Below are 17,280 nucleotides of genomic sequence, written 5' to 3' on the forward strand. Positions count from 1 at the left end.
TCGGGCAGGCTGCACAGCGTTTCGCGGGGAGACTTTGCGCTCAAGCTGAGCGGATGTGAGTCGCCCGCTTGAGCTGCGCGTTACGCAGGCTCGATTCGTGTCGGCGATGCGGCAGCAACTGGCCTAACTCAAGCCGTCCGCCGCTTGGCCGCCAGCCGTTCCGCTCGGGGCCACCGGACGTCCGTCGCCCAGCCGAGGCGTTCGAAGGCCCAGATCACCCGCGCCGACACGTCCACCTGGCCGCGCAGGACGCCGTGCCGGGCGCAGGTCGGGTCGGCGTGGTGGGAGTTGTGCCAGGACTCTCCCATGGACAGCAGCGCCAGCGGCCAGAAGTTCGCGGCGCGGTCGCGGCTCGCGAACGGGCGGTCGCCGATCAGGTGGCACACCGAGTTCACCGACCAGGTCACGTGGTGCAGGAACGCGATCCGCACCAGCCCGGCCCAGAAGAACGCCGTCAGCGCGCCCTGCCAGGTGCCGCTGAACGCCCAGCCGAGGGCGGCGGGCAGGGCGAGGCTGAGCGTGATCCACAGCCAGAAGAACCGGTTCACCAGGCGCAGGTCGCGGTCGCCGACGAGGTCGGGCGCGAAGCGGTCGGCGTTGGTGACCTCGCGCTGGAACATCCAGCCCATGTGCGCGTGCCAGAACCCGCGCAGCAGCGCCGTCGGCGAGGTGCCGAACAGCCACGGCGAATGCGGATCGCCCTCGCGGTCGGAGAACGCGTGGTGGCGGCGGTGGCTCGCGACCCAGAAGATCACCGAACCCTGCACCGCCATGCTGCCCGCGATGGCTAGCGCGATCCGCAGCGGCCGGCCCGCTTTGAACGCGCCGTGGGTGAAGTAGCGGTGGTACCCGACAGTCACGCCGAGCGTGGCGAGCACGTAGAAAACGGTCGCGAGGATCAGGTCGGTCCAGCCGATGCCCCATCCCCACACCAGCGGCACGGCGGCGATCAACGCGGCGAACGGCACGAGCAGGAACGTCTTGAGCACGAGCATCTCGGCGGTCCCGCGCCGGCCGGAGAGCAGGGGTTTGGCGGCACGGGCAGGGGCGGTCGGCATGGCGGCACCTCGGGCTTTCGGAAAGCCGGACGGCGACGACGGTAAGCCGCCGACCTGTCCGTCGGGCCGACTCGCAGTTACGCCCGGATGACCGTCAGTTCGCGGTGGCGAGTTCCCGCTTCTCGGCGGGCTCCAGCGACGTGACCGGACCCCGGTCGCGAGTGCCGGTCCACAGCACCGCCGTCACCACGATCACGAGCGCCGAGCCCAGCACGTGGAAGGACACCATCGCCTCGGGCACGCCCAGCGCGTACTGCACGGTCCCCAGAACACCCTGCAGCAGCGCGACAATCCACACCCACGCGTACCGCTGCCACACGCTCTTCGGCGCGCCGACGCGCATCAGCGTGAGCCCGAAGACCCCCAGCACGACGAGGTACGCGATCAGCAGTCCGCTGTGGATCCGGGCCAGCTGCTCGATCGGGGCGTCGAGGCGATGCGTGTTGACGTCGCCGCCGTGCGGGCCCGCGCCGGTGACCGTGGTGCCGGCGATGAGCACCGCCCACATCAGCACCGTCAGCAGCACCAGCATCTGCCGTCCCAGCTTCGGGACCAGCGGGCGCGCCGGTTCGTCTCCTTCGCGGAACGCCTTCAGCAGCAGGACCGCCAGCCACACGAGCGGCGTCGACGCGAGGAAGTGGATCGCGACCGTCCACCATTCCAGTTTCGCCAGCACCGTCAGCCCGCCGATGACCGCCTGCAGCACGACGCCGCCGGGCATCGTCCAGGCGAGCTTCACCAGCCGCTTGCGCTCCGGGTGGTCGACCTGGATCCGCCACGCGGTGAGCACGGCGAGCGCGGCCACCACGATCACGACGCCGGTCAGCATCCGGTTCGAGAACTCGATCCACTGCGTGACCGCGTCGATGCCGGAGTGCCGCACCGGCACCAGGCTGCCCGCGACGCACTGCGGCCAGGTCGGGCATCCCAGCCCGGACCCGGTCACCCGCACCACGGACCCGGTGACGCCGATGCCTGCCTGCGCGACCACCGCGGCGATCCCGACCGCGCGCTGAACCGCGGCGGACGGATACGGCAGGCGGGCGATCAAACTGCGAAGGGACACGCCGAAAGAATACTCGCGCGCGTTTTCCCGCCTGCACGCGGCGGTATTGTTCCACCCGGATTTGCCAGCGTGCGCAAGGAATCGGGTGCGGCGGCGGTCACATTCCGGTGCGAAATTCCGCGCGGAAATCGCGGTGTGGGATTCAGGTGAGTTTTGTGGTTCGCGTCGCCAGCACCCCGGCCACCGCCGCCCACACCACCAGCACCGCGGCCGGTCCGAGCGGGAACTGGCCGTCCACCAGCGCCGCGCGCATCCCTTCGGCCAGCGCGCCGGAGGGCAGCAGCGACACCACGAACCCGACCCCGGACGGCAGCGCCGACGGGGCCAGCAGAATCCCGCCCGCCAGCAGCAGCACGAACCACACGATGTTCGCCAGCGCCAGCACGGCTTCCGCGCGCAACGCGCCGCCCAGCAGCACGCCCAGCGCGCCGAACGCCAGCGTCCCCAGCACCAGCAGCACCACCGCGGAACCGATCCCGGCGGCCGACGGGGACCAGCCCAGGAAAGCCGCCACGATGCCGAGCACCACGGACTGCAGCGCCACCACGACCAGCGCCGCCACGACCCGTCCGGCCACCAGCAGCCAGCGCGGCAGCGCCGTCGCCGAAAGCCGCTTCAGCACGCCGTACCGCCGGTCGAAGCCGAGCGCGATCGCCTGGCCGGTGAACGCCGACGACATCACCGCCAGCGCGAGGATCCTCGGCGTCATCCAGTCCACTTTGGACGTCGAACCGAGCTGGCTCGCCGGGAGGATGTCCAGCAGGCTCAGGCCGATCAGCAGCGCGAGCGGAATGATCAGGGTGAGCAGCAGCTGCTCGCCGTGCCGCAGGGTCAGCGCGGCCTCGACGCGCGCGTGCGTGCGCAGCATCTTGCCGAGCGAACCGCGGCCGGGCGCGGGGGCGAAAGTGCCCGCGGGGAACGGAGAACTCATGCGCGCAGCTCCCGTCCGGTGAGTTCGAGGAACACTTCTTCGAGCGTCCGCCGTCCGACTTGCAGTTGTTCGGGCAGTACGCCCTGTTGCGCGCACCAGGCGGTGACGGCGGAAACCACCTGCGGGTCGACCGCGCCCTCCACCAGGTACGAACCGGGCGCGGTTTCGCTGACCCGGTAGCCCTCCGGCAGCGCGGCCGCGAGCAGCGTCGTGTCGAGTTTCGTGCGGGCGCGGAACCGCAGCTGCGCCGCCTCGCCCGCCTCCAGGGTCAGCGCATGCGGCGTGCCTTCGACGACCACCTTGCCGTGGTCCACGATCACCACCTGGTCGGCCAGCGTTTCCGCTTCCTCCATCAGGTGGGTGGTGAGCAGGACGCTCACGCCGTCCGCGCGCAGGGCCGCGAGCAGGTCCCAGACCAGCCGCCGCGCCTGCGGGTCCATGCCCGCGGTGGGCTCGTCCAGGAACACCAGCTCCGGACGGCCGACCAGCGCGCACGCCAGCGAAAGCCGTTGCTGCTGCCCGCCGGAAAGCCGTTTGAACGGGGTGCGCTTCGCGCCGGCCAGCCCGAGCACGTCGAGCAGCCACGCCGGATCGTGCGGGTTCGCCGCGCAGGAAGCCACTAGCCGCAGCATTTCCTCCGCGCGCACGCCTGGGTACGCGCCGCCGCCCTGGGGCATGATGCCGACGCGGGGGCGGAGCCGGGAGCTGTCCGCGACGGGGTCGAGGCCGAGCACGCGAACGCGGCCCGCGTCAGGTCTGCGGAAACCCTCGCAAATCTCGACAGTGGTCGTTTTTCCGGCGCCGTTCGGCCCGAGCAGGGCCAGCACGCAGCCACGCTCCATGCGCAGGTCGATGCCGTCGACCGCGGTGGTGGAGCCGTAGCTTTTCGCCAAGCCGGAGATCTCGACGGCGGGGTTGTCCACAACGAATCACGATACGACGTCGGCGGGCGCGCGCGGTGCTGGGGACGCCGGAGGTGTCCTGGACAACAGCAGCGGCGAAACCCGGTGCACGATCGCGAGGCCGGCCAGCGTCACCAGAGCGGCCGCGCCGTAGGCCCACGGCAGGACGTAGGAGCGGCCGTCGAAGGTGCCGCCGGTGGGCGGCAGCAGGAACGGCAGCCCGGCGCTGATGACCGTGGCGACGACCCGGAACCGCGACGTCCCGGCCGCGGCGGCGAGCGGGATCACCGCCCACAGCAGGTACCAGGGCTGGAGGTTGATCTGCAGGATCATCGCCGCGCCCAGCGAAACGCCGAGCCCGATGATCGGCCGGTACCGCCATTTGAAGCTGGCCCACAGGAATTTGATCGTGACGGCCGCGGTGATCGCGTTGCCGAGCGTGCCGAGGATCGGCACCAGCGCGTCGGTGTGGTTGCCCAGCCCGAGCGTGATGCCGAGGACGCCGCTGAGGTTCGCGATCTCGGCGGTGGGGGAGATGAACGACCGCACCAGCCCCGGCGTGCTCGCCGTCGCGCCGATCCAGCCGAAGCCCAGCCCGGTGCCGACGCAGATCGCGGTGAGCACCACGCCGAACAGCAACGCCATCGGCGCGCCCGCCCACACCAGGTCCTTCAGCCGCCCGTGCCATCTGCGCGCGACCATCACCGACAGGAACGGCAGCGCCAGCACCGCCGGGATCTTCACGGTGGCGCCGACGGTGATGATGACGACGCCGAGCGCGATGAAGAGCAATTCGCCCTTCGCCAGCGGCGGCGGACTGTCTCCCTTCACCCGCACCGGCAGCCGCCGGATGCCGATCTCCAGCCCGGCCACCATGAGCCCGATGGCCAGCGAATCGTTGTGCGCGCCCGCGACGAAATGGAAGATCAGCAACGGGTTCGCCGCGCCGAGCCACAGCGCGGTGGCCGGCTGCACGCCGAACCGCCGGGCCAGCCGCGGCACCGCCCACACGATCAGCAGCACGCCCACCATCGCGAGGCCGCGCTGCAGGAGCACGCCGACGACGATGTTGTTGCCGCCGACCGGGGCCAGCCACCCGCCGAGCCGCAGCAGCAGCGGGCCGTACGGGGCGGGGGTCTCGCGCCAGATGTTGGTGACGCCCGCGGTGAGCGGGTCCGCGACGCCGAGCGCCTGCGCCGGGCCGAGCTGGTACGGGTCCATGCCGCGGTGCACGATCTCGCTCTGCGCGAGATAGCTGTAGACGTCGCGGGAGAACAGCGGCGGGATCAGCAGCAGCGGCGCGACCCACATCGCGACGGTGCGGGCGAGCTGCCCGCTGGTGGCCAGCCGCGCGCTCGCCGGACGGGCGAACCGGGCGAGCATGAGCCAGCTCAGCACCAGGATGCCCATCCCGGAGAACGCGATCGCGAGGGAGACCGTCGGGATCCGGATGAACAGCCGCAGCACCGGCAGGTCCTGCACCGGGTTGATCACCGGCGCGGCGCCGGCTCCGAGCGAGCCGAGCGCGAGGAACAGCGAGCCGACCGTGCCGAAGCGGCGGACCGCGTCGAGGCCGCGGGTCTCGGCGGCGTTCAGCGGATCGGTGCGGCGCGGGCCGACCGGCGACGGAGCGGGCTCGGGCAGCGCGGTCGCGGTTCCGCCCGGATCACCGGATACGTCCGGTTCCGGTGCCTGTTGGTCCGGGTGCTCGCCGACTGCCACGCCCGGAAGCGTATCGAGTCCGGTTCGCGCGGAGTATCGAGCCGTTCGGTCCCGGTGCGGGGTCGGGTTCGTTGTTCGTGAGGGCCACCCTGAGGGAATCAGATTCCGTCAGGGTTCCCCTCACGGACCTGGGGCGGGTGCGGCCGCGGCGAGCCGGATTCTGCGTGAGTCGGGTCACTGCCCGACACCCCGCCTTTGCCCGGCGGCCGGAAATAAGACACACTTGTGTTGTGAAAAAGAACGGGACCACCGGCGAGGGGCGCGGCGAGCAGCCGCGCACCGCGGCTGTCGGCGTTCCCGTGCAGGTCAGCGCCGCGAACGTGGCCGAGGGGCGCACCCGGCACGAGGTCGCCCGGCTGCTGCTGGAGCAGGGCCCGATGACCGCCGTGGTGGTCGCCGAGCAGCTCGGGATCAGCCCGACGGCGATCCGGCGGCACCTCGACGCGCTGCAGGCCGACGGAGAGGCCGAGACCCGCGACGCCCCCCGCAAGGGCCCGCGCGGACGCGGCCGCCCGGCCAAGCTGTTCCTGCTCACCGAAGCGGGCCGCGCCCGGTTCGGGCACGCCTACGACGACCTCGCGGTCTCGGCCATCCGCTTCCTCGCCGAGCACGCCGGCCCGGACGCGGTGCGCGCGTTCGCCGAGCGCCGGGTCGAGGGGCTCGTCGGGCCGCACCGGCAGGCGATCACCGGATCGGCTGATCCGGTCGAGCGCGCCGAGGCCCTCGCCACCGCGCTGAGCAGGGAGGGCTACGCTGCCTCGACCCGTCAGGTCGGGGCGGGCGCCCCCGCCGCGAACGTCGGCGCGCAGCTGTGCCAGCACCACTGCCCGGTCGCGCACGTCGCCGCGGAATTCCCGCAGCTGTGCGAGGCCGAGACGGAAGCGTTCGCGAAGCTGCTGGGCACCCACGTCCAGCGGCTGGCGACCATCGCGCGCGGAGACAACGCGTGCACCACACACGTACCCGCCGGACCGGCGGGTATCCCGGCCCATCCCGAGCCGGACCGCACGACGCCCGGACCAGCGGCCCCGCCGCCCGAAGGGCACGCACCACGGATCCCGAATGGAGGGAAACCCGCATGACTGCCGCTGCCGAGCAGCGCACTCCCACCACCGAGCCGTTGAGCCAGGAAGAGACCATCGCGTCCCTTGGCAACTACGCCTTCGGCTGGGCGGACTCCGACGAGGCTGGCGCCAGCGCCCGCCGCGGCCTGAACGAGGATGTCGTCCGCGACATCTCCGCGAAGAAGTCCGAGCCCGAGTGGATGCGCGACGCCCGATTGAAGGCGCTCAAGCTGTTCGACCTCAAGCCGATGCCGAACTGGGGCGCCGACCTCTCGGGGATCGACTTCGACAACATCAAGTACTTCGTGCGGTCCACCGAGAAGCAGGCGGCCAGCTGGGAAGACCTGCCCGAGGACATCAAGAACACCTACGACAAGCTGGGCATCCCCGAGGCGGAGAAGCAGCGCCTCGTGGCCGGCGTCGCCGCGCAGTACGAGTCCGAGGTCGTCTACCACCAGATCCGCGAGGACCTGGAGGAGCAGGGCGTCCTGTTCCTGGACACCGACTCCGCGCTCCGCGAGCACCCGGAGATCTTCCAGGAGTACTTCGGCTCCGTGATCCCGGCGGGCGACAACAAGTTCTCCGCGCTGAACACGGCGGTGTGGTCCGGCGGCTCGTTCATCTACGTGCCGAAGGGCGTGCACGTCGAGATCCCGCTGCAGGCCTACTTCCGGATCAACACCGAGAACATGGGCCAGTTCGAGCGGACGCTGATCATCGTCGACGAGGACGCCTACGTCCACTACGTCGAGGGCTGCACCGCGCCGATCTACCAGTCGGACTCGCTGCACTCCGCGGTCGTCGAGATCATCGTGAAGAAGGGCGCCCGCTGCCGCTACACGACGATCCAGAACTGGTCGAACAACGTCTACAACCTGGTCACCAAGCGCGCCAAGTGCGAAGAGGGCGCGACCATGGAGTGGGTCGACGGCAACATCGGCTCCAAGGTGACCATGAAGTACCCGTCGGTCTTCCTCATGGGCGAGCACGCCAAGGGCGAGGTCCTCTCGGTCGCGTTCGCGGGCGAGGGCCAGCACCAGGACGCCGGGGCCAAGATGGAGCACCTCGCGCCGCACACGTCCTCGACCATCGTGTCGAAGTCGGTCGCGCGCGGCGGCGGCCGGACCTCCTACCGCGGCCTGGTCAAGGTCGCGAAGCGGGCGCACCACTCGCGCTCCAGCGTGGTCTGCGACGCCCTGCTGGTGGACACGATCTCGCGGTCGGACACGTACCCGTACGTGGACATCCGCAACGACGAGGTGTCCATGGGCCACGAGGCCACCGTGTCCAAGGTCAGCGAAGAGCAGCTGTTCTACCTGATGTCGCGCGGCCTCGACGAGGCCGAGGCGATGGCGATGATCGTGCGCGGGTTCGTCGAGCCCATCGCGCGCGAGCTGCCGATGGAATACGCGCTCGAGCTGAACCGCCTGATCGAGCTGCAGATGGAAGGGTCCGTCGGCTAAATGTCCGTGGCAGAGAACAACGTCTCCGAAGCCATCCGCGAGGGGGCCGTCATCCCGGCAGCCTCCCGCGCGGAGCGCTTCACCTCCTACGACGTCGAGGCCTTCGAGGTCCCCGGCGGGCGTGAGGAAAACTGGCGCTTCACGCCGATGAAGCGCCTGCGCGGCCTGCACGACGGTTCCGCCGTCGCCTCCGGCGAGATCACGCTGGAGACCGAGGCCGCGCCCGAGCTGAAGATCGAGACCGTCGGCCGCGACGACTCCCGGCTCGGCCAGGCGGGCGTGCCGAGCGACCGCATCGCCGCGCAGGCGTACTCCTCCTTCGCCAAGGCCACCGTCGTGACGGTGCCGAAGGAGACGAAGGCGTCGACGCCGTCGGTGCTGCGCATCCACGGCCCGGGCGAGGGCCAGGTCGCCTACGGGCACCTGCAGGTCCGCGCCGAGGCGTTCGCCGAAGCCGTGATCGTGCTCGACCACGTCGGGTCCGGCACCTACGCCGACAACGTCGAGTTCGTCATCGGCGACGGAGCCAAGGTCACCGTGGTCAGCGTCCAGGACTGGGCCGACGACGCGGTGCACGTCTCCGAGCAGCACCTCAAGCTGGGCCGCGACGCCGCGCTGCGGCACACCGTGATCACCCTGGGCGGAGACCTGGTCCGCATCTCGCCGACCGCGACCTTCACCGACAAGGGCGGCGACGTCGACATGCTCGGCGTCTACTTCGCCGACGGCGGCCAGCACCAGGAGCACCGGCTCTTCGTCGACCACGCGGTGCCCAACTGCAAGTCGCGGGTCGGCTACAAGGGCGCGCTGCAGGGCGAGGGCGCGCACGCGGTGTGGATCGGCGACGTGCTGATCCGGGCCGCGGCCGAGTCCACCGACTCCTACGAGTTCAACCGCAACCTGGTGCTCACGCCCGGGGCGCGCGCGGACTCGGTGCCGAACCTGGAAATCGAGACCGGCGAGATCGAAGGCGCCGGCCACGCGAGCGCGACGGGAAGGTTCGACGACGAGCAGTTGTTCTACCTGCAGTCGCGCGGAATCGCCGAAGAAGCCGCCCGCCGCCTGGTCGTGCGCGGGTTCTTCCACGAAATCCTGGTGAAGATCGACGTCCCCGAGGTGCGCGAGCGCCTCGAAGCCGCGATCGAGGCCGAACTCGAAGCCGTCGGCGCCTGACGCCCTCCACCGCAGACTTTAGGAAACGAAGAATGGCTACCCTGGAAATCAAGGACCTGCACGCGTCGGTGACCACCGACGAAGGCGCCAAGGAGATCCTCAAGGGCGTCAACCTGACCATCCGGTCGGGCGAGACGCACGCGATCATGGGCCCGAACGGCTCCGGCAAGTCCACCCTGTCCTACGCGATCGCCGGCCACCCGAAGTACACGGTGACCTCCGGCGAGGTGCTGCTGGACGGCGAGAACGTGCTGGAGATGAGCGTCGACGAGCGCGCCCGCGCCGGCCTCTTCCTCGCCATGCAGTACCCGGTCGAGGTGCCCGGCGTCTCGATGTCGAACTTCCTGCGCACCGCGGCCACCGCGGTCCGGGGCGAGGCTCCCAAGCTGCGCCACTGGGTCAAGGAGGTCAAGGAGGAGATGGGCAAGCTCGGCATCTCCCAGGAGTTCGCCGAGCGCTCGGTGAACGAGGGCTTCTCCGGCGGCGAGAAGAAGCGCCACGAGATCCTGCAGCTGGCGCTGCTCAAGCCGAAGTTCGCGATCCTCGACGAGACCGACTCCGGCCTGGACGTCGACGCGCTGCGCGTCGTGTCCGAGGGCGTCAACGAGTACAAGGCGGGCAACGAGGTCGGCGTCATGCTGATCACGCACTACACCCGCATCCTGCGGCACATCACCCCGGACTTCGTGCACGTCTTCGCCGACGGCCGCATCGTCGAGTCCGGCGGCCGCGAACTGGCCGACGAGCTGGAGGAGAACGGCTACGTCAAGTACGTCGGCTCCGCCGAGCCGGCCAAGGCCTGACGTTCCCCGCGCCCCGTTCCCGACGACACCGAGAGAGAGGAGTTGGCTCGATGACCACCACGGCTTCGAACAGCCCGACCAACTCTGTTCCCCTTGACGTGGCGGCACTGCGTGCCGACTTCCCGATCCTGACGCGCACCGTGCGCGACGGGAAACCCTTGGTGTACCTGGACTCCGGAGCGACCTCGCAACGGCCGGTGCAGGTGCTCGACGCGGAACGGCGGTACGTGTTCACGTCGAACTCGGCCGTGCACCGCGGCGCCCACCAGCTGTCCGAAGAGGCCACCGACGCCTACGAATCCGCGCGTGCCAAGACCGCGGAATTCGTCGGCGCGGACCCGGAAGAGCTGGTGTTCGCCAAGAACGCGACCGAGGGCATCAACCTCGTGGCGTACGCGATGAGCAACGCCGCCACCGCCGGACCGGAAGCGGAGCGTTTCCGGATCGGCGAGGGCGACGAAATCGTCATCACCGAGATGGAGCACCACGCGAACCTCGTGCCGTGGCAGCAGTTGTGCCAGCGCACCGGGGCGACGCTGAAGTGGTTCAAGGTCACCGCCGAGGGCCGCCTCGATCTGTCCGACATGGACAGTGTGATCACGCCGCGCACCAAGGTGGTCGCGTTCGCACACCAGTCCAACGTGCTCGGCACGGTCAACCCGGTGGCCAAGCTGGTGGCCAAGGCGAAAGAGGTCGGCGCGCTGACCGTCCTCGACGCCTGCCAGTCCGTTCCGCACTTCCCGGTGGACTTCCACGCGCTGGACGTCGACTTCGCGGTGTTCTCCGGGCACAAGATGCTGGCCCCGTCCGGAATCGGCGTGCTGTACGGCCGGACCGAACTGCTGTCCGCGATGCCGCCGTTCTTGACCGGCGGTTCGATGATCGAGCTCGTCACGATGGAGCGCACCACGTTCGCCGCGCCGCCGCAGCGGTTCGAGGCCGGGGTGCCGATGACGTCGCAGGCGATCGGCCTCGGCGCGGCGGTGGACTACCTGTCCGCCATCGGGATGGACCGCGTCGCGGCGCACGAGCACGAGCTGGCCGCGGCCGCGATCGCGGGCATCAGCGCGATCCCGGGCGTGCGCATCGTCGGGCCGACCGACCTGGAGGACCGCGGCGCCACCGTCGCGTTCGTGATCGACGGCGTGCACCCGCACGACGCCGGCCAAGTGCTCGACAGCCTCGGCATCGCCGTGCGGGTGGGGCACCACTGCGCGTGGCCGCTGCACCGGGCCTGCTCGGTGCCGGCCACCGTGCGGGCGAGCTTCTACCTGTACAACACGCTGTCCGAAGTGGACGCTCTGGTCGCCGGGATCCGCGAGGCGCAGAAGTTCTTCGGGGTGGCCCAGGACGGGGCCGAGAAGTGAACCTGGAGAGCATGTACCAGGAGATCATCCTGGACCACTACAAGAACCCGCACGGGCGCGGCCTGCGCGATCCGTTCGACGCGGAGTCGTTCCAGGTCAACCCGACCTGCGGCGACGAGATCACCTTGCGGGTGAAGGTCAGCGACGGCAAGGTCGAGGACGTGTCCTACGACGGGCAGGGCTGCTCGATCAGCCAGGCGTCCGCGTCGGTGCTCACCGACCTGGTCGTCGGGCACACGGTCGACGAGGCGTTCACGACCATGGACGCGTTCGTGGAACTGATGCAGGGCAAGGGCAAGGTCGAACCGGACGAGGACGTACTGGAGGACGGCGTCGCGTTCGCCGGCGTCGCGAAGTACCCGGCGCGCGTGAAGTGCGCCCTGCTCGGCTGGATGGCGTTCAAGGACGCGGTGTCCAGCACCACCACAGGAGCTGAGAAGGCATGAGCGAAGAGACGGCCACCGACCCGCGCGAGGGGCGCACCGCCGCGGACCTGCCCGAGCAGTCCGCCGCCGTCCCCGCCGACATCGCCAAGATCGAGGACGTCGAGGAAGCGATGCGCGACGTCGTCGACCCGGAGCTCGGCATCAACGTCGTGGACCTCGGCCTGGTCTACGACATCCGGGTCGAGACCGACAACACCGCGACGATCGACATGACGCTCACGTCCGCGGCGTGCCCGCTCACCGACGTGATCGAGGACCAGACGTCGGCCGCGCTGACGTCCGGCGGTCTCGTGAACGACTTCCGGATCAACTGGGTCTGGATGCCGCCGTGGGGCCCGGAGAAGATCACCGACGACGGTCGCGAGCAGTTGCGGGCGCTCGGTTTCACTGTCTGACGGTTCGTGCTTCGAGAAGGCCGCTCCCGGTTCGCCGGGGGCGGCTTTCGGCGTATCCGGGCTGGTGCGTTCGGGCGCTGCCGGGCGGAACGCCGGATTCTGTCGGGGGTGGGTGCTATTACTGGTCAATGACCGAACCCGACTCCGAATCCGTGCGTTCTTCCGAGCAAAGACCCAGCCGCGGCCTGGCCGTGGGAGCGGTGTCCGTGGCCGCGGTGAGTTTCTCGCTCGCGGTGCTCACCTGGCTGGCCTGGCTGCTGGTCCGGCCCCGGATGCTGACCGCCGGGGTGTATCCGCTCGTGGCCGAGGTGTTCGTCCTGGTGCTCGGTGCGTTGTGGTTCCTGGCGCTGCTGGCCGGGGTGCTGGCGGTGGTCCTGGGGCGGCTCGGGGGAGGACTGCGCTACGGCGGCGACCTGGCCCGCAAAGGCGCGCTGCTGGGCGGGCTGACGGTGGTGGTGGCGCTGGCCGGGACGGTCGCTTTCACGGTTAGTCCTGGGTTGATGCCTGCTTATGGGGATGTTGGGCGGCCGCTTAATTCGATCCTTCGGGAGTAGGGGTTGTATAACGGCCTATACGGGGGTGGGTGGTTGTGTGTCCGTTGTGGATAGAGGGGGGTTGGTCGTCTGCGCGGTTCTGGGCTGCGTGACGGATTCGCGGGGCCGGTTGATCCTCGCTCGGTGATCGATGGGTTTCTGGCACCGCCGCTGGTTTTCTGCGTGCTTCGCCGGTTTTCGGCGGTGTTGGTGCGTATGCCGTTGCGCAGGGGTATTTCACTCTGCTGGGCCGGGTGATGCTTGGCGTGACTTGCTGTGGTGGTGAGGGCGTCGCGGTTTCGGGCGGCTCGTCGCCTGGGGGCGACATTGCGCCTGTTGGTTGCGTGGGGCACCCCGAAGCCCGATTGTGCTGACGGGCGGTGGGTGCTTGTCAAGGCGGGAAAGATGCCTTGACAAGCACCCACCGCCCGCAGGGAGGCTTCGTATCGGGGTGCGGGGGAGGGGCTGGGTGCCTCGATGGTTGGGTGCATCGGCTGCGGGTCGGGCTGGGTGCTCGGTGCGTGGGTGCGTCGGCTGCGGTTGGTGGGTGGGGTAGCGCCCCAATGTGGCGTTGGGTGCGTGGGATGCACCCAATGTGGCGTTCGGTGCGTCTGACGCACCCAATGCCGCATTGGGGCGCACCGGAGTTGGTCGTGAGGGGAACCCTGGGGGAATCTGGGTTCGTGAGGGTTCCCCTCANACCGGAGTTGGTCGTGAGGGGAACCCTGGGGGAATCTGGGTTCGTGAGGGTTCCCCTCACGTACTTCGCCGAGCAGGGTTGGGGCGGGGGTCAGCGGGTTCGGGGCCGCCGTCCGGAGCGTCGGAAGACGACGAACAGCAGTCGCAACCCCGCCAGTGCGCTGATCATCAGCAGGTTGTAGCCGAACACGTGGTTGAGCGTCAGTCCGGGCACCAGTTGCGGGCCACTCGAGCTGGACAGCAGCAGTACGGCCATAAGTCCGGTTGCGATGCCGACCAGGGCCAGCAGTACCTCGTGCACCAAGCCGGTCACCAGGTCGCGGTCGCGTTCGTCGGAGAGCAGGCGCATGTTCACCGACAGTCTGCCTTCCTCCAGTGCCGCGCCGATTCGGTCGACGCGGCGGGGGAGGCGGCGCAGCACCGGCAGCAAGGCGGTGAATTCGTCGGTGACGGTGCGGCGCAAGGTGTCCGGGCGCAGGCCGATGCGTTCGGTGGCGAATGCGCGGGATTCGGCGACCAGGTCGAAGTCCGGGGCTAGCGTCGCGAGGGTGCCTTCCATGGTCGCCAAGGCGCGGAATACTGCGGCGATCGGCGGCGGGACGGCGAGGCGGAAGTCGGCTATGACGCGGAACAGGCCGGTGAACAGGTCGAGACCGGGTGTCCGGCCGGGGCCGAAGTGTCGGGCCAGCAGGGCGCCGAGGGCGCGTTCCAGGCGTTGTTCGTCGAGATCGTCCGGGCGGTTGACGATTTCCAGCAAACCGTCGCGGACGCCGGCTGGGTCGCCGCGGTCGATGGCTGGCAGCAGGGCTTGCAGGCCGGCGCGCAGGCCGGTGTCCAGGCGGCCGACGGAGCCGAAGTCGAGCAGGCCGAGGGTGCCGTCTTCGAGCAGCAAGACGTTGCCCGGGTGGGGATCCGCGTGGAAAACCCCGCCGAGCAGCACTTGGTCTAGCAGGCCGCGCAGGAAAGTGCGGGCGAGTTCTTCGCGGGAGTGCGCGGAACCTGTGGCGAGCGGTTTGCCGTCCAGTCGGCGCATCACCAGAACGCGCTCTGTGGACAGTGCTTTGTGGACAGTCGGCAACGTGACGCCGGGGACCGGATGTGCGGCGATGGCTTCGATGTTCGCGGCTTCGGTGCGGAAATCGAGTTCGTCCTCAAGGGATTCGGCGAAGCCGTCGGCCAGTTCCCGGACACCGAGCGAACGTGCCCAGCCGGCGCGTTCGTACAGCACGGCGGCTAGGCGGCGGACGATGTCGATGTCGCGTTCCACCTGCTCGCGGATCCCGGGCCGCTGCACTTTCACGACGACCTCGGCGCCGGACCGCAGCCGGGCGCCGTAAACCTGCGCGATCGACGCTGCGGCAAGGGGTTCGTCGTCGATGTGGGCGAAGGCGGTGACGTCGATTTCCTCCCGCAGCAAAGCGCGCACCTCGTCTTCGGGCGCGGGCGGGACCTGATCGTGCAGCTTGCTGAGTTCGCGGATGTACACCGGCGGCAGGAGATCGGCGCGGGTCGAGAGCAGTTGGCCGAGCTTTACGAACGTCACGCCCGCTTCTTCCAATGCCAGCCGCAGCGATCGCGCGAGTTTCGCCGAGCCGTCAGGTCCCGCGGTGCGGCGGCCGGTGAGGAACGAGCCGAGGCCGTGGCGGATGGCGATGCGCATGATCCGCGAGTAACGACGGGCGCGGGACGCGCGGGATCGCAGCGAGCGCATCCGGGCGAACAGTCCCGATCCGCCGGACGGAACCGCGAGTTCGGCGACGAACAGGACCAGCAGGGTCACCGCGAGCGCGCTGCCCGCCAACGGGATCAGCAGTCCGATCGCGACCCCGGCGTTGGTGAGCACGGCGATCGGGAACAGTCGGACGGCAGTGCCCGCGACGAGCCAGCCGGCCAGCGCGGCGCCGAGCGCGCGGACGAGACCGACGCGCACCCCGAGCACTTTGCGGGCCGCGGCGACGAGCGGCCACAGCACGACGACGTAGGCCACCAGGCCGAGCAGCAGCGTTTGCATGCCGAAGAGCACACCAGCACGGCGGCGCGTGCGGATCCAGCCGGGGCGGGACGGGCCTCCCTCTCGCGGGGGAGCGCCCTACTTTCGGACGTAGTCGGCCCCGGTGGTGAACTTCTAACGTCATCGAGCGGACAAAGGGTTGCTTGCTTTCCCCGATGAGTACGGAGGACACGATGCACGCACGAGGGTTCCGGCGGATCGCCGCACTGGCCACGGTCGCCGCCGTGCCGCTCGGCTTCGGCCTGGCGACCGCACCCGCCGCGTCCGCCGCCGCGGCGACCACCGTCTACTACAGCTCGGCAGGCGCGCCGGACTACCTCGCGCAGATCGACCAGGGCGCGGCGAACTGGAACGCCGCGGTCACCGACGTGCAACTGGTCAAGGACGAGGGCAAGGCGACGATCACCATCCACGAGGTGCACAGCGGCGGCTCGTACACGCAGACCGACGGACACGGCAACGGCGACGTCTACCTGGACACGAGCCAGGTCGCGGAGGGCTACGACCCGACCCGCATCGCCGCGCACGAACTCGGGCACAACCTCGGGCTGCCGGACCACTACGAAGGGCCGTGCACGGAACTGATGTCGGGGCACGGTCCGGGCACGTCGTGCACCAACGCGAAGCCGGACGCGCAGGAGTCGGCGAAGGTGCAGCAGTTGTGGGCCAACGGAGTCCGCGCCGCGGGCACGCGGGTCACGACGACTGTCTACTGAGGACTGCGCGCGGGCCGGAGCGGACCCGGCCTGCGCGCTCTCATTCGGCTTGCTGCCGGAAGAACAGGCACGCGCAGGGAGCACGATCTCGGCCGGGGGTTACGTCGACTGTCTACTGAGGACTGCGCGCAGGCCGGAGCGGACCCGGCCTGCGCGCTCTCATTCCGCGTGCAGCACGAAGAACAGGCAGCTCGGGCTGACGCACAGCATCCGGTAGTCCTCCGGGAACAGCTTTTCCGCCTCCGGAACCGGTTTCGGCTCGCTGAGCACCGCAATCCGGAACCCGGCCGCCGTGAACGCGTCGGTCATCGCGTGCACCGGCCGGTTCCAGAAGCTCATCGGCATGGTGCGGCCGTCGATTTCCCAGGTCTCGGTCCACTCGTAGGTGGCCGAGTAGTCGGTCTGCTGCCCGGCTTGCCGCTGCAGCAGGTGAATGGCAAACGGATGGTCGACCACCACGATCAGCCGTCCGCCGGGCTTGAGGATGCGGTGGAACTCGCCGAGCGTCGGGCCCCAGTCTTCGAGGTAGTGCAGCACCAGTGAGGCGACGACGTCATCGAACGCGTTGTCCGCGTAGGGGAGCGGCTCGGCCACGTCGGCGATGCGCAGGTCCACATCCGGTCCTAGCCGCTCGCGGGCGATGTCGAGCATGCCGCTGCTGAGGTCGAAACCGGAGACTTCCGCGCCGCGATCGCGCAGCGCGACGGTCAACGGCCCGGCGCCGCAGCCCGCGTCGAGAATCCGCCGCCCGGCCACGTCCCCGGCCAGCGCCAGCACGGCGGGCCGCTCGTAGTAGGCGTTCTGGATTTCGGTGTCCGACCATCGGGTGTAGGTGTCGGCCAGCAGGTCGTAGTCGTTGACGACGGTGCTCTCTTCAGGCGGCATGCGGTCCACGGTGCCAGAAAATCGGCCGCCGGGTCCCGCCCTGGAG

16 protein-coding genes are annotated in these 17,280 nt (G+C 69.8%); 9 read left to right on the forward strand and 7 right to left on the reverse strand.

What is annotated here, in order from left to right:
* Window positions 1–128: 128 nt before the first annotated feature.
* From EIZ45_RS42685 to mptB, 5 genes are all read right to left on the reverse strand, one after another.
* On the reverse strand, window positions 129–1,058 hold the full coding sequence (locus EIZ45_RS42685; protein ID WP_134669656.1) for an acyl-CoA desaturase: 930 nt from the start codon (window positions 1,056–1,058) through the stop codon (window positions 129–131).
* A gap of 94 nt (window positions 1,059–1,152) precedes the next feature.
* Window positions 1,153–2,124: a heme A synthase gene (locus EIZ45_RS42690; protein WP_134669654.1), complete on the reverse strand. Its 972-nt coding sequence runs from the start codon at window positions 2,122–2,124 to the stop codon at window positions 1,153–1,155.
* Between the two features lie 142 nt (window positions 2,125–2,266).
* A complete protein-coding gene (locus EIZ45_RS42695; RefSeq protein ID WP_043827456.1) occupies window positions 2,267–3,055 on the reverse strand; it encodes an ABC transporter permease in 789 nt (262 codons plus the stop codon).
* Window positions 3,052–3,978, reverse strand: a complete 927-nt coding sequence (locus tag EIZ45_RS42700; RefSeq protein WP_037814674.1) for an ABC transporter ATP-binding protein — start codon at window positions 3,976–3,978, stop codon at window positions 3,052–3,054. Before EIZ45_RS42700 ends, EIZ45_RS42695 begins: the two co-directional genes overlap by 4 nt.
* Before the next feature lie 6 nt (window positions 3,979–3,984).
* Window positions 3,985–5,601, reverse strand: a complete 1,617-nt coding sequence (gene mptB / locus EIZ45_RS42705) for a polyprenol phosphomannose-dependent alpha 1,6 mannosyltransferase MptB (protein WP_134669689.1) — start codon at window positions 5,599–5,601, stop codon at window positions 3,985–3,987.
* Between the two features lie 308 nt (window positions 5,602–5,909).
* On the opposite strand from mptB, the gene EIZ45_RS42710 reads away from it, so the two are divergent.
* From EIZ45_RS42710 to EIZ45_RS42745, 8 genes are all read left to right on the forward strand, one after another.
* Window positions 5,910–6,761 (forward strand): helix-turn-helix transcriptional regulator, encoded by an 852-nt coding sequence (locus EIZ45_RS42710; RefSeq protein WP_370318243.1) that lies wholly within the window; start codon window positions 5,910–5,912, stop codon window positions 6,759–6,761.
* Complete coding sequence (sufB, locus tag EIZ45_RS42715) at window positions 6,758–8,206, forward strand: Fe-S cluster assembly protein SufB (RefSeq protein ID WP_037814676.1); 1,449 nt, start codon at window positions 6,758–6,760, stop codon at window positions 8,204–8,206. The genes EIZ45_RS42710 and sufB overlap by 4 nt, the downstream gene beginning before the upstream one ends.
* Window positions 8,207–9,379, forward strand: a complete 1,173-nt coding sequence (sufD, locus tag EIZ45_RS42720; protein WP_134669652.1) for a Fe-S cluster assembly protein SufD — start codon at window positions 8,207–8,209, stop codon at window positions 9,377–9,379.
* Window positions 9,380–9,411: 32 nt separating this feature from the next.
* Window positions 9,412–10,182: a Fe-S cluster assembly ATPase SufC gene (gene sufC / locus EIZ45_RS42725; protein ID WP_037814678.1), complete on the forward strand. Its 771-nt coding sequence runs from the start codon at window positions 9,412–9,414 to the stop codon at window positions 10,180–10,182.
* Window positions 10,183–10,232: 50 nt separating this feature from the next.
* Window positions 10,233–11,549 carry a cysteine desulfurase gene (locus EIZ45_RS42730; protein WP_037814680.1) on the forward strand — a complete coding sequence of 439 codons (1,317 nt, stop codon included), beginning with the start codon at window positions 10,233–10,235 and terminating at the stop codon, window positions 11,547–11,549.
* Window positions 11,546–11,995, forward strand: a complete 450-nt coding sequence (sufU, locus tag EIZ45_RS42735) for a Fe-S cluster assembly sulfur transfer protein SufU (protein WP_037814681.1) — start codon at window positions 11,546–11,548, stop codon at window positions 11,993–11,995. Before EIZ45_RS42730 ends, sufU begins: the two co-directional genes overlap by 4 nt.
* A complete protein-coding gene (locus EIZ45_RS42740) occupies window positions 11,992–12,390 on the forward strand; it encodes a metal-sulfur cluster assembly factor (protein ID WP_037814682.1) in 399 nt (132 codons plus the stop codon). The genes sufU and EIZ45_RS42740 overlap by 4 nt, the downstream gene beginning before the upstream one ends.
* Before the next feature lie 128 nt (window positions 12,391–12,518).
* Complete coding sequence (locus EIZ45_RS42745) at window positions 12,519–12,944, forward strand: hypothetical protein (RefSeq protein WP_043827463.1); 426 nt, start codon at window positions 12,519–12,521, stop codon at window positions 12,942–12,944.
* A 769-nt stretch (window positions 12,945–13,713) separates the two neighbouring features.
* Here EIZ45_RS42745 and EIZ45_RS42755 read toward each other — a convergent pair.
* Window positions 13,714–15,633, reverse strand: a complete 1,920-nt coding sequence (locus tag EIZ45_RS42755; RefSeq protein ID WP_134669648.1) for an AarF/ABC1/UbiB kinase family protein — start codon at window positions 15,631–15,633, stop codon at window positions 13,714–13,716.
* Window positions 15,634–15,806: 173 nt separating this feature from the next.
* Between EIZ45_RS42755 and EIZ45_RS42760 the strand changes: the two genes are divergently transcribed.
* The gene (locus EIZ45_RS42760; protein ID WP_134669685.1) at window positions 15,807–16,349 is read left to right on the forward strand and encodes a snapalysin family zinc-dependent metalloprotease; all 543 of its coding nucleotides are present in this window, start codon (window positions 15,807–15,809) and stop codon (window positions 16,347–16,349) included.
* Between the two features lie 159 nt (window positions 16,350–16,508).
* On the opposite strand, the gene EIZ45_RS42765 is transcribed toward EIZ45_RS42760, so the two are convergent.
* The gene (locus EIZ45_RS42765; protein WP_134736116.1) at window positions 16,509–17,234 is read right to left on the reverse strand and encodes a class I SAM-dependent methyltransferase; all 726 of its coding nucleotides are present in this window, start codon (window positions 17,232–17,234) and stop codon (window positions 16,509–16,511) included.
* Window positions 17,235–17,280 lie beyond the last annotated feature (46 nt).

It is taken from the genome of Amycolatopsis sp. CFH S0740, assembly GCF_004522315.1.
In the GTDB taxonomy this organism is placed as follows: Bacteria; Actinomycetota; Actinomycetes; order Mycobacteriales; family Pseudonocardiaceae; genus Amycolatopsis; species Amycolatopsis nivea.

What these genes read in the sequence shown, in the direction of transcription:
- EIZ45_RS42685 (WP_134669656.1), bottom strand. Translation starts at nt 1,058, where the DNA reads ATGCCGACCGCCCCTGCCCGTGCCGCCAAACCCCTGCTCTCCGGCCGG.
- EIZ45_RS42695 (WP_043827456.1), bottom strand. Translation starts at nt 3,055, where the DNA reads ATGAGTTCTCCGTTCCCCGCGGGCACTTTCGCCCCCGCGCCCGGCCGC.
- sufB (WP_037814676.1), top strand. Translation starts at nt 6,758, where the DNA reads ATGACTGCCGCTGCCGAGCAGCGCACTCCCACCACCGAGCCGTTGAGC.
- sufD (WP_134669652.1), top strand. Translation starts at nt 8,207, where the DNA reads ATGTCCGTGGCAGAGAACAACGTCTCCGAAGCCATCCGCGAGGGGGCC.
- sufC (WP_037814678.1), top strand. Translation starts at nt 9,412, where the DNA reads ATGGCTACCCTGGAAATCAAGGACCTGCACGCGTCGGTGACCACCGAC.
- EIZ45_RS42730 (WP_037814680.1), top strand. Translation starts at nt 10,233, where the DNA reads ATGACCACCACGGCTTCGAACAGCCCGACCAACTCTGTTCCCCTTGAC.
- EIZ45_RS42740 (WP_037814682.1), top strand. Translation starts at nt 11,992, where the DNA reads ATGAGCGAAGAGACGGCCACCGACCCGCGCGAGGGGCGCACCGCCGCG.
- EIZ45_RS42745 (WP_043827463.1), top strand. Translation starts at nt 12,519, where the DNA reads ATGACCGAACCCGACTCCGAATCCGTGCGTTCTTCCGAGCAAAGACCC.
- EIZ45_RS42755 (WP_134669648.1), bottom strand. Translation starts at nt 15,633, where the DNA reads ATGCAAACGCTGCTGCTCGGCCTGGTGGCCTACGTCGTCGTGCTGTGG.
- EIZ45_RS42760 (WP_134669685.1), top strand. Translation starts at nt 15,807, where the DNA reads ATGCACGCACGAGGGTTCCGGCGGATCGCCGCACTGGCCACGGTCGCC.
- EIZ45_RS42765 (WP_134736116.1), bottom strand. Translation starts at nt 17,234, where the DNA reads ATGCCGCCTGAAGAGAGCACCGTCGTCAACGACTACGACCTGCTGGCC.